The 14154-nt window shown below is 76.0% G+C and carries 13 protein-coding genes; 8 read left to right on the top strand and 5 right to left on the bottom strand.

The window, feature by feature from the left end; all coding sequences use genetic code 11:
* The first annotated feature begins 217 nt into the window (after positions 1 to 217).
* Positions 218 to 1246, top strand: a complete 1029-nt coding sequence (locus AC3EVP_RS34420) for a LacI family DNA-binding transcriptional regulator (protein ID WP_435137069.1) — start codon at positions 218 to 220, stop codon at positions 1244 to 1246.
* A gap of 113 nt (positions 1247 to 1359) precedes the next feature.
* Positions 1360 to 1869 (top strand): peptidylprolyl isomerase, encoded by a 510-nt coding sequence (locus AC3EVP_RS34415; RefSeq protein ID WP_335982514.1) that lies wholly within the window; start codon positions 1360 to 1362, stop codon positions 1867 to 1869.
* Between the two features lie 128 nt (positions 1870 to 1997).
* Here AC3EVP_RS34415 and AC3EVP_RS34410 read toward each other — a convergent pair whose 3' ends face one another.
* The gene (locus AC3EVP_RS34410; RefSeq protein ID WP_435137064.1) at positions 1998 to 3176 is read right to left on the bottom strand and encodes an alanine--tRNA ligase-related protein; all 1179 of its coding nucleotides are present in this window, start codon (positions 3174 to 3176) and stop codon (positions 1998 to 2000) included.
* A 404-nt stretch (positions 3177 to 3580) separates the two neighbouring features.
* Between AC3EVP_RS34410 and AC3EVP_RS34405 the strand changes: the two genes are divergently transcribed.
* The gene (locus tag AC3EVP_RS34405) at positions 3581 to 5737 is read left to right on the top strand and encodes a SpoIIE family protein phosphatase (protein WP_435137061.1); all 2157 of its coding nucleotides are present in this window, start codon (positions 3581 to 3583) and stop codon (positions 5735 to 5737) included.
* A 55-nt stretch (positions 5738 to 5792) separates the two neighbouring features.
* Positions 5793 to 6941 (top strand): PP2C family protein-serine/threonine phosphatase, encoded by a 1149-nt coding sequence (locus tag AC3EVP_RS34400; protein ID WP_435137058.1) that lies wholly within the window; start codon positions 5793 to 5795, stop codon positions 6939 to 6941.
* A gap of 16 nt (positions 6942 to 6957) precedes the next feature.
* On the opposite strand, the gene AC3EVP_RS34395 is transcribed toward AC3EVP_RS34400, so the two are convergent.
* Positions 6958 to 7890, bottom strand: coding sequence for a MerR family transcriptional regulator (locus AC3EVP_RS34395; RefSeq protein WP_435137055.1), 933 nt, complete (start codon positions 7888 to 7890; stop codon positions 6958 to 6960).
* 110 nt (positions 7891 to 8000) lie between these two features.
* On the opposite strand from AC3EVP_RS34395, the gene AC3EVP_RS34390 reads away from it, so the two are divergent.
* Positions 8001 to 9545: an alpha/beta fold hydrolase gene (locus tag AC3EVP_RS34390; protein ID WP_435137052.1), complete on the top strand. Its 1545-nt coding sequence runs from the start codon at positions 8001 to 8003 to the stop codon at positions 9543 to 9545.
* Positions 9546 to 9627: 82 nt separating this feature from the next.
* The gene (locus AC3EVP_RS34385; RefSeq protein WP_435137049.1) at positions 9628 to 9828 is read left to right on the top strand and encodes a hypothetical protein; all 201 of its coding nucleotides are present in this window, start codon (positions 9628 to 9630) and stop codon (positions 9826 to 9828) included.
* 19 nt (positions 9829 to 9847) lie between these two features.
* Here the strand turns inward: AC3EVP_RS34385 and AC3EVP_RS34380 are convergent, their stop codons facing one another.
* Positions 9848 to 10309: an Lrp/AsnC family transcriptional regulator gene (locus AC3EVP_RS34380; RefSeq protein ID WP_435137046.1), complete on the bottom strand. Its 462-nt coding sequence runs from the start codon at positions 10307 to 10309 to the stop codon at positions 9848 to 9850.
* A gap of 93 nt (positions 10310 to 10402) precedes the next feature.
* Here AC3EVP_RS34380 and AC3EVP_RS34375 point away from each other — a divergent pair, with 93 nt between their 5' ends.
* Entirely contained in the window at positions 10403 to 10840 is a 438-nt protein-coding gene (locus AC3EVP_RS34375; protein ID WP_435137043.1) for a rhodanese-like domain-containing protein, read from the top strand.
* An 18-nt stretch (positions 10841 to 10858) separates the two neighbouring features.
* Here the strand turns inward: AC3EVP_RS34375 and AC3EVP_RS34370 are convergent, their stop codons facing one another.
* Both AC3EVP_RS34370 and AC3EVP_RS34365 read right to left on the bottom strand, forming a co-directional pair.
* A complete protein-coding gene (locus AC3EVP_RS34370; protein WP_435137040.1) occupies positions 10859 to 11674 on the bottom strand; it encodes an EI24 domain-containing protein in 816 nt (271 codons plus the stop codon).
* Between the two features lie 56 nt (positions 11675 to 11730).
* Positions 11731 to 12771: a zinc-dependent alcohol dehydrogenase family protein gene (locus tag AC3EVP_RS34365; protein ID WP_435137037.1), complete on the bottom strand. Its 1041-nt coding sequence runs from the start codon at positions 12769 to 12771 to the stop codon at positions 11731 to 11733.
* 146 nt (positions 12772 to 12917) lie between these two features.
* On the opposite strand from AC3EVP_RS34365, the gene AC3EVP_RS34360 reads away from it, so the two are divergent.
* Positions 12918 to 14123, top strand: coding sequence for a PP2C family protein-serine/threonine phosphatase (locus AC3EVP_RS34360; protein ID WP_435137034.1), 1206 nt, complete (start codon positions 12918 to 12920; stop codon positions 14121 to 14123).
* The last annotated feature ends 31 nt before the right edge of the window (positions 14124 to 14154 follow it).

Here is a 14154-nt window from a genome sequence, read left to right as displayed (position 1 = left end):
TCTGAACATAACCCACCCGAAACTTGCTGGCAATGACTTGGTCGGCAGCAAGCAGACTCGAAGGAGAAGGTCCACCAACGGCTGCTGTGACCAGCCGCTACGCCGTCAAGCACCCCTGAAATCAGCCGTATTCGTGCCAGATCGTGTCACCGGAGGGCGTCGGTCGGCGGGCGCGGGGAGAGCGGAAAACTTTTCCTCCGTCAGGTACCGTGTATCCGTGAGCGAGGAAAACAAGGAGAGCGCGCGGCCGCGCAAGGCGACGGTCAGGGACGTCGCCGAGCGGGCCGGCGTGTCGATCAGCACCGTCTCCAAGGCCCTCTCCGGCAAGGGGGCCGTGCGCCATGAGACCCGTCAGCGGGTGCTCCAGGCCGCCGAGGCGCTGAAGTACCAGAGCAGCCAGTTGGCGACGAGCCTGTACACCGGCAGGACCGACATGGTCGGGGTGATCGCCGGCGACACCTTCGGGCGGCTGGCGGTGCCGGTGCTGCTGGGCGTGATCGAGGCGCTGGCCGAGCGGGAGGTCGCCCTGCTGCTGTGCGACGGGCGCGGGGACCCGATCCGGGAGCAGTTCTTCGCCGAGTCGCTGCTGCGCCGCCGGGTGGACGGCATCCTGGTCGTCGGCAGCGGCGCCTCGCCGCGCGAGCCGATCGGCGCGGACCTGCCGGTCCCGGTGGTCTACGCGTTGGAGTGGTCGACCCGCGGCAAGGACGTCTCGGTCGTCCCCGACGACGCGGAGGGCGCGCGGAGCGCGGCCCGGCACCTCGTCGCCACCGGCCGCCGGCGGATCGCGTTCATCTCGGGTCCGGGCCGGGACGTCGCCACGAAGGTCCGGCTGGCCGGTACCCAGGAGGTGCTGGCCGGCGCGGGCGGGCGGCTGGTGCACGAACCGCTGCTCGGGCACTGGACCGAGGGCTGGGGCCGGCAGGCCGCGATCCAGCTGCTGCGCGCGGGTGAGGAGTTCGACGGCATCGCGTGCGGCAGCGACCAGATCGCCCGCGGCGTGCTCGACGTCCTGCGGGAGAACGAGGTGCGCGTCCCGCAGGACGTCGGGGTGGTGGGCTTCGACAACTGGGACGTCATGGTCGAGGCGAGCCGCCCGCAGCTGTCGTCGGTGGACATGAGCCTCACGGAGGTCGGCCGGACCGCGGCCCAACTGCTGCTGGCCTCCATCGAGGAGGACGTGCCGCCGGGAATCCACCGCATCGACTGCCACCTCGTGCCGCGGGAGTCGACCGCGCTGGCGTGAGGCGCACCGCCGGCGGGGGACCGGCCGGGATCGTCCGGAAGGTGACGGAAACGCCCCGGCGTTCGACCGCCCCCTGTGCTCGGGCGCCGGTCAGGGATGTCAGGATGGAGCCCATGGACAACAAGGACAACGTCTACTTCGACATCTCCATCGACGGCGCGCCCGCCGGGCGCATCGTCTTCCGCCTGTTCGACGACGTGGTGCCGAAGACCGCCCGCAACTTCCGTGAGCTGGCCACCGGCGAGCACGGCTTCGGCTACGCGGGCTCCGCCTTCCACCGCGTCATCCCCGACTTCATGCTCCAGGGCGGTGACTTCACCAGCGGTGACGGCCGCGGTGGCAAGAGCATCTACGGCAACAAGTTCGAGGACGAGAGCTTCCAGCTCCGCCACGACCGCCCGTTCCTGCTCTCCATGGCGAACGCCGGCCCGAACACCAACGGGTCGCAGTTCTTCGTGACCACCGTGGTGACCTCGTGGCTGGACGGCAAGCACGTCGTGTTCGGCGAGGTCGTCGAGGGCCAGGACCTGGTCAAGAAGATCGAGAGCAAGGGCTCGGGCAGCGGCGCCCCCAGCGCGAAGGTCGTCATCACCGAGTCGGGCACCGTCCCGGCCGCCGCGTGACACCGGCGCACCCTGTGGCACCGACCTCCGCCTGACCTCCAGGCATACGGCGCCCCCGCAGCGGAGACCTCCGCGGCGGGGGCGCCGTGCTGCCGCGACCCGGCGGCCCCGGGCTCCGGCGAGCCCGCTCAGCGCTCGGCGCGCAGTGCGTCGACCAGGTCCCGCGGCAGGCCGTGCGTGTCGTGCAGGTAGGCGTAGTCGTCCTCGCCGAGCCGGCCGGTGAAGCGGCCCTGCGACAGCACCCGCCGGCCCCGCACCAGCTGCGCGGCGAACCGCCGCTCCTCGTCGAGGAGCACCTCGCGCACCCGGTCCGAGCGCAGCCCGAAGTGGCGCAGCGAGACCTCGACCGGCTCCGGCGGGAGGTCGGCGAGCGTACGGTCCGGGTCCTCGCGCCACAGCACGGCCAGCACCCGGCGGACCAGCCGCCGCAGGACGTAGCCGTGCCCGGTGGCGGCCGGCCGTACCCCGTCGGCGACCAGGACGGCGGCCGAGCGCAGGTGGTCGGCGGTGACTCGGTGGGTGGCCGGGTCGCCCTCCCACAGCCCGGGCAGCACCTCGCGCCAGGCGTCGAAGACGTCCGAGTCGTAGACCGAGGGCTTGCCCTGGAGGATGGTCACCAGCCGCTCCAGGCCCATGCCGGTGTCCACGCTGCCGCGCGGCAGCCGGTGGAGGGAGCCGTCGGCGCGGCGCTGCCAGCACATGGAGACGTGGTTCCACACCTCCACCCAGCGCGGGTCGGTGCCGGGGGTGCCGGCCGGATCGCCGCCGCCGGTCCACACGAAGATCTCCGAGTCCGGGCCGCAGGGCCCGGTGGGGCCGTTGGTCCACCAGTTGTCCGGGCCCAGGCGCTCCACCGGCACCCCCAGCCCGCCCCAGGCGCGCTCGGTGGCGGTGTCGGGCCCGAGGGCGTCGCCGGGGCGGCCGGTGTCGCCGCCGAAGACGGTGGCGTGCAGGCGGGCGGGTGGGATGCCGTAGCCGTCGACCAGCAGTTCGTAGGCCCAGGTGACGCTGCGGGTGCTGTCGTAGTCGCCCAGCGACCAGGAGCCGAGCATCTGGAAGGCGGTGAGGTGGGTGGGGTCGCCGACCTCGTCGAGGTCGGTGGTGCGCAGGCAGCGCTGCACGTCGGCCAGCCGGCGGCCGGCCGGGTGCGGGCGGCCGGTGAGGTAGTCGGTGAGCGGGTGCATGCCGGAGGTGGTGAAGAGCACCGGGTCGCCGGGCGGCCGCACCAGGCCGGCGCCGGGCAGGATGTGGTGGCCGCGGTCGCGGAAGAAGTCGAGGAAGGTGCGGACGGTCTGCTCGCTGTCCATGGCGGTGCGCCTTTCGGGCTCGGGTGGCCGGTCGAACGGCCGCCGGAGGCCCTGGGCAGGAGTGCCGAAGCGGGAAAGGAGCGCGCGCCGCGCGCACCGGCGGACCGTTTTCCGGTCGCCGGGGGAGAGGGGTGAGGTCAGGCGGCGGCAACCGGCGAGCTGGTCGCTCGCGCGGTCGCGGTGGTGGTGAGCGGCGTGACCTTCATGCCCCGACGGTAACAGCGCCGGTCCGCCCGGCGCCGCCCGTTTTCCGCGCGGGGTCGCCGGTTTCCCGCGCGCAGCCGCGCCGCGGCGCACCCGGCCGCCATGAACCAGACATTTACGGCAATACGACATTCATGCGACAGTAAGAACCAGCGCGCGGCCCTCCCGCGCGTGCGCCTCAGCGAGGGGAGCCGACGCCGATGAAAGCCCCCGGCGCCCGCGCCGCCGCAGCGGCCGACGACCACACCGCCGAACCGGACCACCCGTTCGGCCGCTCCACCGCCGTCTTCGCGCAGTTCGACGGCCCCGCGCACCTCCTGCGCAGCGCTAACCCCGCCTTCCACGACATCCTGGGCACCGACGCCGCCGCCCTCGGCCGCCCGCTCGCCCACAGCGTGCCCGAACTCGCCGAGCAGGGCCTGACCGCGCTCCTGGACGACGTCTACCGCACCGGCCGCCCCTACTCCGGCCAGGACATCCTGGTCCGCCTCGACGCGGGCGGCCACAGCCACGAGGCGTACTTCGACCTCACTGTCGAACCCCGCCACCGCCACGGCAGCCGGCAGGTGTGCGGCGTACGGCTGCTCGGCGTGGACATCACGCCCGTCCGGCACGCCCAGGCGCTCGCCGCCGAACAGCGCGCCCTGCTGGAGCAGATCGCCCGCGACGCCCCCGTGCACGAGGTCCTGGCCGGCATGACCCGCACCATCGAGGAGCTGTCACCCGGGGTGATCGCCTCCGTGCTGCTCGCCGACCCCGACGGCCTGCACCTGCGGCACGGTGCCGCGCCCGGCCTGCCCGACTTCTACAACGAGGCCATCGACGGCCTGCCCACCGGCGAGGGCATGGGCTCGTGCGGCACGGCCGCGCACCGGCGCCGGCCCGTCGTCGCCACCGACATCGCCACCGACCCCTCCTGGGTCGACTACCGCGACCTCGCCCACCGCGCCGGGCTCGCCGCCTGCTGGTCCACCCCGATCATCTCCTCCACCGGCCGCCTGCTCGGCACCTTCGCGATGTACCACCGCACCCCGCGCGCCCCGCAGCCCTCCGACCTCGCGCTGAGCTCCGCGTTCGCCCGGATCGCCGCGCTCGCCGTGGAACGGCACCGCGCCGAGGAGGCCCGCGCCATCGCCGAGGCCAAGGAGAAGGCCGCCCGGGAGGACCTGGCGTTCCTGCTCCAGGCCGGCACCGCGCTCGGCCGCGACCTGGACTACGAGCAGACCCTCCGGCACCTCGCCGAGCTGTGCGTGCCCGACCTCGCGCCGGTCTGCGTGGTCGACGCGGTCGCCGACGGGCGGATGCGCCGGATCGCCGCACTGGCCGCCGAGCCGCGCGCGCAGCACCTGCTCGACGTCCACGCCGACGGGGCCGCACCCGCGCCCGAACCGCCCGGCAGCACCCGCATCGCCCGCGGCGCGCCCGACCTGCCCGGCCCCTGGGCGGCCCTCGACGTCACCGGCCACGTCCGTATCCCGCTGCGCGAGCGCGGCCGCGGCTACGGCACGCTCACCCTGCTCACCACCGGCGACGACCCGCTCGACTGGCGCCGGGTCGCCCTGGCCGAGGAACTGGCCCACCGCGCCTCCACCGTGGCACGCCACGCCCGCCAGTACCGCGACCGGGCCCGGCTCGCCCACGACCTCCAGGCCGGACTGCTGCTGGCCGACATGCCCGAACTGCCCGGCGGCGAACTGGCCGCGTACTACCGGCCCGCCGGCGAGGGCCTGGACATCGGCGGCGACTTCTACGACGTGTTCGCGCTGCCCGGCGACCGGTGGGCGTTCATGATCGGCGACGTGTGCGGGCGCGGCGCCCCCGCCGCCACCATCACCGCGCTCGTCCGGCACACCGCCCGCGCCGTCGCCCCGCTGCTCGGCGACCCCGTCGCCGTGGCCGGCGCGATCAACACCGCGCTGCTGGAACGCGCCCCCGACAGCGGCGGCGACTTCGTCACCCTCGTCTACGGGCATCTGCTGCCCCGCCCGGACCGGCTCGACATCGACCTGGTCCGGGCCGGGCACCTGATGCCGGTGCACCACCGGCCCGGCCGCCCGCCCGAGCCGGTCCGCAGCGAGGGGATGCTGCTCGGGGCGTTCCCCGACGCCGTGCCCGAGCCGGCCGCGCTGCGGCTGCGCGCCGGCGAGTCGCTGGTGCTGGCCACCGACGGCATCACCGAGTCCCGCGACCGCGGCGGGCGGGAGTTCGGCGAAGCCGGCATCACCCGGGCGCTGGCGCGCGTCCAGCCGGTCACCGCGCCCGACGTGGTCTCCACCGTGACCAGCGCCGTCGCCCGGCACACCGCGGGGGTGCCCACCGACGACGACCAGGCGCTGCTGGTGCTCACCGCCCGATGACGGCGGGGCCGTGCCTGGACGGGAAGTACGGCGCGCCCGGCAGTAGGTTGGAGGCATGGAGTCGAGCGGCGCCGACGGGCAGCCGGTCGGTCGGCGGGCGCTGAGGCCGCCACCGATCCTCTTCGCCGTCGCGCTCGCCACGCTCGCGGCCCTGCTCGCCGTCGACATCCTGGGCGGCCAGGAGATCCGGATCAGCGGCGTGTTCGTGGCCGTACCGGCGCTCTCGGCGGTGTTCCTCGGGCCGGTCGAGGTCCTGGTGATCGCGCTCCTGACGCTCGGCGCCGTCGGCTGGGCGGCGGACGACAACGGGTCCAGCCTCACCGCCGCGAACTTCCCCGTCATCATGACCACCGCGGTCCTGGTCGGCGCCGGCTCGGTGCTGGCCGCCCGGGTCCGGCGCCGCCGGGAACGGCAGCTCGCCCAGGCCAGGAAGGTCGCGGAGGTCACCCAGCAGGCGCTGCTGCGCCCGCTGCCGGACCGGCTCGGCCCGGTCACGATCTCTTCGATGTACCTCGCGGCCGACGAGGAGGCGGCGATCGGCGGCGACCTGTACGCGGCGGGCACGAACGACCGCGGCGGCCCCCGCGTCCTCGTCGGCGACGTGCAGGGCAAGGGCCTGGCCGCGGTCGAGGTCGCGGGCCTGCTGATGAGCGCCTTCCGCCGGGCGGTACGGTCCAGGGTCCCGCTCGGGGCGCTGCCCGGCTACCTCGACCGCGCGCTGCACGCGGAACTGGTGGACCTGGAGCGCGGCGGCGACCCCTGCGAACCCGGCGACGCGGTCGGCGACGACTTCCTGGAGCGGTTCGTCACCGCCGTCGTCGTGGACATCGACGCCGACGGCAGCGCCGTGCGGATCGCGAACCGCGGCCACCCGCCGCCGCTGCTCATCCGCGGCGACACCGTCCACCAGCTCTTCCCCGCCGTCCCCGACCTGCCGCTCGGCCTGGGCGACCTCACCCGCTCCGACCAGCACGTCGACCGCCACGACCTGACCGTCGGCGACATCCTGCTGCTCTACACCGACGGCGTCATCGAGACCCGCGACGCGGCCGGCGCCTTCTACCCGCTGGCCGACCGCCTCACCCGCTGGACCCGCGACGCCCCCGGCGCCCTCCTCACCGACATCCGCGCCGACCTCCTGCGCCACTCCGCCGCAGGCCTGGCCGACGACATCGCCATGGTCGCCCTCCAACGCGTCGTGTAGGACCGGCGGCGGCGGGTCAGGCGAGTGCGGCGGTGAGCCAGGCGTGCGCCGCCCCCGGCGTGGGCCGGTCCGGGCCGGCGACGAGGGCCACCAGGTCCCAGTAGCGGTCGATGCGGGGGTCGGCGGCGAGCACGCCGTGCAGCCCGCGGCGGAAGGCCCCGGTGTCCGCGACTCGCAGGGAGGCGGCGTAGGCGGCGACGAAGCAGTCCAGTGCCTCGCCCGCGTGCGGTGCGCGCCCGGCCCGCAGGTGCGGCGCCGCCAGGTCGTACGCCTCCTCCAGGCCCTGGTAGAGCACCGCGGGCCGGTGTCCGGACCCGGCCCGGTGCGCGGCCGGCTGGCCGCTGCCGCCGCCGGTGCACTCGGCCGAGACGAAGGCGTGCAGCCGGGCGAAGGCGAGCGCCTGCTCGGGCGTCGGGTCGTCCGGGGGCTGCGGGACGGCGATGTCGACGACGCGCGCGGCCACCGGCGCCGGCATCCGCGGCGGCAGCCAGCGCCGCCAGAAGCGGGCCATCGCGGCCGTGCCGGGCGGCGCCTGCGTCGCGCACACCGCGCCGAGCAGCCGCAGCCGCTCGGCCCGCTCGGCGGGGTCGCAGTCGTGCAGCAGCCGCAGCGCCGTCTGCTGCCAGCGCAGCGCGGCCAGCCGCGAGCCGACCTCGCGCAGACGGCCCGCGACCGCCGCCTCCAGCGCACCGCCGGCCGGCAGCGTGTCCGGCCCGCCGCCGTCCTCGCGCAGCACGCGCGCGATCTCCGCGACGCCCAGCCCGAACGCCCGCAGCGAGCGGATCGTGTGCAGCCGGTCCAGCGCGCCGGGCCCGTAGCGGCGGTGGCCGCCGGCGCTGCGGTGCGCGGCGGGCAGCAGGCCCCGGTCGGAGTAGAACCGCACGGTCTTGACGGTGACGCCGGCGCGACCGGCCAGCTCGCCGATGGTCCACAACTCGCCCGGTGGCATGGCTTGAACCTCCCTCAGGGGGAGTTCCTACGGTACCGGCGGACCGGGCGGCAGGCCGCCGTCCCGGCCGGCGCGCACCCGCGCGCACAGGACAGGTGAGGAGGCGGGCGATGGCCCAGAACACGGCGTTCGTCCTGGTGCCGGGGCTGCACACCGGCGGATGGATCTGGCAGGACGTGGCGGAGCGGCTGCGGGCCGCGGGAGCCGAAGCCGTCGCGCTGACGCTGAGCGGCGTGGGCGAGGAGGCCGGGCCGGAGGGCGCCGGCCTGGAGGCGCACATCGCGGACGTGCTGCGCGCGGTGGAGCGCGCGGACGCCCGCCGGGTGGTGCTGGTCGGCCACTGCTACGGCGTCCACCCGGTGGTCGGCGCGGCGGACCGGCGGCCGGACCGGGTGGCGCGCGTGGTGCTGGTCGACACGCCGATGCCGCGGGACGGGGACCCGCCGGCCGCGCTCGTACCGCCGCACGCCCTGCGTACGGAACTGCTGCGCAGGTGCGCCGACGAAGCGGAGGGCGTGCGCACGCACGGGGACGTGGCGCCGCCGTCGCGGGAGGGGTGGCGGGAGTACGGCAGCCTCCACGGGCTCGGCGAGGCCGGGGCCGAGCGGCTGGCGGGGCGGGCGGTGCCGCAGCCGTGGGCGGCGCTGGCGCAGCCGCTGCGGCTGACCGGTGCGGCGGGCGTGGCCGGCACCGTGCCCACCACGGGGGTGCTGTGCACGGCGAACGGGGCGAGTCTGGCGATGGTCGAGCAGGCGCTCGCGCTGGGCGACCCGAGCCTGCGCTATCTCGGCGCCCCGCACCTGACGTATCTGGAGATGGCGACCGGGCACTGGCCGATGCTGTCCGCCCCGGGCGCGACGGCCGAGGTGCTGCTGCGCGCCGCGGCGGGCGAGGGGACCGCCGCCCGCGGGCCGTCGGCTGAGCGGCGGCCGGGGTACCTGCGGCCGTTCGTGGTCGATGTGCCGGCGCGGCCGCGCGAGCGGACCGGCCGGGTGGACTTCCATCTGCCCGACGGCGACGGGCCCTGCCCCGCCGTGGTGTTCGTGCACGGCGGGCCCGTGCCGGCGGGCGCGCGTCCCACCCCGCGCGACTGGCCGGGGCTGGCCGGCCACGCCCGGCTGGTGGCGCGACTCGGCGCGGTCGGCGTCGTGGTGGACCACCGGCTGCACGACCTGGCCGGTTTCCGGACGGCGGCGCAGGACGTACGTGACGCGGTCGCCCGCGCGCGCTCGCATCCGCGGGTGGACGGCGGGCGGGTCGCGCTGTGGTTCCTGTCGGTCGGCGGGCTGCTCGCGGCGGACTGGCTGGCCGAGCCGGCGGACTGGCTGCGGTGCGTCGCACTGTCGTATCCGGTGCTGGCGCCGCTGCCGGGGTGGGGGGTGGAGCCGCGCTTCCGGCCCGCGCGGGCGGTGCGCGGCGCGGGCGGCCTGCCGGTGGTGCTGTCCCGGGTGGGCCGCGAGCGGCCCGAGTTCGCCGCGACCGTCGAGGAGTTCCTCCTGGCGGCGCGCGAGGCGGGGGTGGGCGTCCAGGTGGTCGACGCGCCCTCGGCGGAGCACGGGTTCGACACCGGCGAGGCGACCGACGAGGCCCGGCACGCCGTCACCACGGCCGCCCGGGCGGTCCTGTCCCACCTGGCCGCGCCGGGTCGCGGCTGACAGCCGGCGCCGGACCGGAGGGGCGAAGGCGTCCGCAAAGGGGTAGGGGACAGGTGTGTGACGCGTTTCCGAAGGGGGAGAGATGGGCGACACCGTGGTGATGTGCGCCAAGGGCCATGTGTTCCGCGGCACTTGGATCGCAGGGGTGTCCTTGACGACGGTCCGGCTGGGCCCGCGGCGGATCGGGTGGTGCAAGGCGGGGCGGCACGTGTCGGTGCTGCGGCGCGCCGAGGCCGGGGAGTTGACGGCGGCGCAGCGGCAGGTGCTGGACGGCGAGGTCTGAGCCGCGGGGCTCCGGCAGCTCAGGCGAGGGCCGAGGTGACGGGGCGGTCGGGGAGGGGGCTGGAGTAGACGACGGTGGTGGTGACCGGGCCGAGGGCGGCTATGCGGCCGGTGGTCGTCTCCAGATGGCGCATCGAGCGGGCGAGGACCTTGAGGACGAAGCAGTCCTCGCCCGTGACGTGGTGGGCCTCGGTGATCTCGGGGGTGGTCGCCAGGACGTCGTGGAAGGGCTTGTAGTTGCCGGTCGGGTAGCGCAGGCGGACGAAGGCCAGGATGCCGAGCCCGAGGCGCTCCGGGTCGACCACGGCGGAGTACCCGCGGATCACCCCGCTCTCCTCCAGGCGCCGCACCCGCTCGGTGACGGCACTGGCGGACATGGCGACACTGCGCGCCAACTCCGCGTAGCTGGCGCGGCCGTCGTGCTGCAGGGCCTCCAGGATGCGCAGGTCGGTCCGGTCCAGGAGCGGGGGATCAGCGGTCATGGCCGAGTAGTACCACGCTTTCCCCGGTGCGTGGCGCCGAGGACCGTGGATCGTCGGTTCCGGCGCCGGCGCGCGCTTCGTAGCCTTTCGGGCATGACATACACACCTGAGAGGGCCGCCGCCTTCTTCGCCGACCGCCTCGCGTTCCAGACCGACGTGTCCGACGTCCGGGCGTCGCTGTCGGGCGGAGAAGCCGGGTTCGTCCTGGTCGACTCGCGCGCCGCCGCGGGTTGGGCGCAGGGCCACGTGCCCGGTGCGGTGCACCTGCCCACCGCCGAGATCCCCGCGCGCGCCGCGGACCTCCTCGACCCGGCCGTCCCGGTCGTCACCTACTGCTGGGGCCCGGGCTGCAACGGCGCTACCCGCGCGGCGCTGGCGCTGGCGCGGCTCGGCTACGAGGTCAGGGAGATGATCGGCGGTATCGAGTACTGGACCCGCGAGGGGTTCCCGGTGCGCACCGCCGACGGCACCGAACTGCGCCCGGCCGACCCGCTCACCGCCCCGGCCGGAGCGGCGGCCTGCGGCTGCTGACAGCGCCGGGCGCGAGCCTTAGGAGGGGGCGGCGCCCGGGGTGCCGGGTTCCTGCGGCGACGCGGCGGCGGGGGCGTCGGGCTGGGCGGGGGGCGGTGGCGGCGGAAGGAGTTCGCGGACCAGCAGCGTGGCGCCCGCCACCGCGCCGGGCATGAGGACCACCGCCACGAAGGGCACCAGGAAGGCCGCCGCCAGGGGGACGCCGAAGCCCAGCACCAGCGGCAGGCGGTGGCGCAGCAGGCGGGTGCGGGCGGTCAGGTCCACCGCGCGCCGCTCGAAGGCGACCGTGGTCAGCTCCAGGGCGAGGAAGAAGCCGGAGACGCAGAAGCCGGCCACGGGCACGACGGTCTGCCCGGCGACCGGGACGAAACCGGCCGCGAACAGCAGGACCCCGAAGACGGCCGCCCACAGCAGCACCCGGGCGCTGTCGCGGACGGCGGTCCACACCTCCCGCCACAGCGGCCGCTCCGGAGCCTGCGGGCAGTCGCCCTCGCCGCGCTCCACCCGGGCCGAGAGCGCCTCGTAGAAGGGGTCGCCGACCAGCAGCGTCACCGCGGTGAAGGAGATCACCGACAGCAGCAGCCCGGCGCCGAACAGCAGGGCGGTGAGCAGACCGCGGAACAGGCCGGGCCAGGGCGAGGCCCAGTGGTCGGCGAAGGGCGTCGCCCAGTCGACCAGGTCCCCGGCCCACAGGGCGAGCACCACCAGCGCGACGACGTAGCCGACCAGCGCGATCAGCGCCGGGACCATGCCGAACCGCCAGTCGCGCCGGTGCCGCAGCACCCACCGCTGACCGTCGGCGAGCAGCCGCACGCCCCTGATCACGTCACCCATGCGGGGGATCGTACGGTACCGGGAGCGGCCGGGTCAGCCGGTGCGGCCGGGGGCGATCACGGTCCGGGGGTGATGACGGTGATGCCCGACGGCGACCCCTCGCTCATCGCGGCCAGCGCGGCAGGCGCCTGGTCGAGCCCGATCACCGAGCGGACCAGCAGGTCAGGGCGCAGGGTGCCCGCCGACACCTGGCGCAGCATCTCCGGGTAGGCGTGCGCGGCCATCCCGTGGCTGCCGAGCAACTCCAGTTCCAGGGCGAGCACCCGGCCCATCGGCACCTCGACGCTGCCGCCGGCCAGCAGCCCCACCTGCACATGGCGCCCGCGCGCCCGCAGCCCGGCGACCGACGCCGCGCAAGTGGCCGCGGAGCCCAGCGCGTCCAGCGACAGGTGCGCGCCGCCGCCGGTCGCCTCGCGCACCGCCTCCGCGGTGGCCGCCGCCGACGGCTCCGGCGCCAGGCACACCGCCGCGCCGAACTCCCCGGCCAGCCGCAGCGCCTGCGGCGACGGGTCGACCGCCACCACCCGCGCCCCGCCGGCCACCGCGACCATCACCGCCGACAGGCCGAGCCCGCCGCAGCCGTGCACGGCCAGCCACTCGCCCGGCCGCAGGCGCCCCTGCGCGACCACCGCCCGGTACGCCGTCGCGAACCGGCACCCCAGCGCCGCGGCCGTGGTGTACGGCAACCGCGCGGGCAACTCCACCAGGTTGACGTCGGCGCGGCGCACCACCACCAACTCCGCGTACGAACCCCAGTAGGTGAAACCGGGCTGCTCCTGCCGCGCGCACACCTGCTGGTCGCCGCGCGCGCACACCGCGCAGCGGCCGCAGGCGTGGACGAACGGCGCCGTCACGCGCGCACCCGGCCGCAGCCCGTGCACCCCGGCGCCGACCGCGACGACCTCGCCGGCGAACTCGTGGCCCGGCACGTGCGGCAGCGTCACCGAGTCGTCGTGGCCCTGCCAGGCGTGCCAGTCGCTGCGGCACAGCCCCGTCGCGGCGACCCGCACCAGCGCGCCGCCGGGCGGCGGTTCGGGGTCGGCGACCTCGCGGACGGCGCCGGGCCGCCCGAACTCCTCGAACACCACGGCCCGCACGGGCCCCACCGCCTTCCGCTCGCGCCCGCCGGGCGGCGGTCCGCCCGACAGCATCCCAGCCGCGGCCCCGCCGGCCCGCACCCAGCCCCGCCGACCGGGGCCGTATTACCGTAAGAAGGGACGAACGTGACGATACGCTCCTGTACGTGACGATCCCTCACCGACGGGGGCGCCCCCGGGCGTCCGGCACCCGGCAGAGCCGGCTGGCGTGGTGGTCTCCGGCGCTGCTGACGCTCCTCATCGGCGTGCTCGCGGTGCTCACGCCCCAGGACTTCGCGGTCAGCCGGCTGCTGCCCGCGGCGCCCGCGCTGGCGGCGTCCATGTGGTCGGTGTCCGCCACGCTGCTGCTCGGCGTCCTGACGCTGGCCGCGATGTTCGCCATCCAGATCGCCTTCGCCGAACCCGCGACGGCCTTCACCGCGTTCGCGCTGGCCGCCGTCACCGCCGCCGCCGCGTACGCCGCGCATGTGCGGTTGCAGCGCGAGCGCACCCTGTCGCAGGTGCGGTCGGTGGCCGACGCGGCGCAGGCGGTGGTGCTGCGGCCGGTGCCGCACCGGCTCGGCGGGGTCGGGATCGAGACGCTGTACCTGGCAGCCGCGGAGGAGGCGCGGATCGGCGGCGACTTCTTCGAGGCGGTCGACACCCCGTACGGCGTGCGGGTGCTGCTCGGCGACGTACGCGGCAAGGGCCTGTCGGCGGTCGGGGTGGCCAGCGCCATCACCAACGGCTTCCGCGAGGCCGCGTACGACGTGCCGGACCTCGCCCGGCTCGCCCGCCGCCTGGACACGAGCATCCGGCGCTACAGCGACACCGTCACCGCGCCGGACGCCGGCGAGGGCTTCGCCACGGCGGTGCTCGCCGAGGTGCGGCCCGGCCGGCGGGAGGTCTCGCTGGTCAACTGCGGGCACCCGCCGCCGATCCTGCTCAGCGGCGGCCCCGACGGCGCAACCGGCGCAACCGGCACGGGAGCCGGCGCGGCGACGCGCCCCGGCAGCCGGGTGCTGGACCCGTCGGCGCCGTCCCCGCCGCTGAACATGGCCGCGCTGATCGGCGGCGAGTACACCGTGGACACCCTGCGGCTCGGCCCCGGCGACCGGCTGCTGTTCTACACCGACGGCGTCACCGAGACCCGCGACGTGGCCGGCGGCTTCTTCCCGTTGCAGGAGTGGGTCGCGCGGCAGACCGCGGTACCCGCGCCCCGCCTGCTGGAACTGCTGCACCGGCAGCTCGTGCGGTTCAGCGGCGGCGCCCTCGACGACGACATCGCCGCGCTGGTCGTGCACTGCGAGGCCGGCGCCTGCGGGGAGCCGGCCGCGGCGCCCTCGGGCGCGTCCCCGGTGCCCGACCCGTGATAACCCGCGGGCGCCGCCGCCCGAAGCTGTG

The sequence above is a fragment of the Actinacidiphila sp. bgisy144 genome, assembly GCF_057708105.1.
Note: the sequence above shows the minus strand (reverse complement) of the source record. Positions and strands in the feature narration are given on the sequence as shown.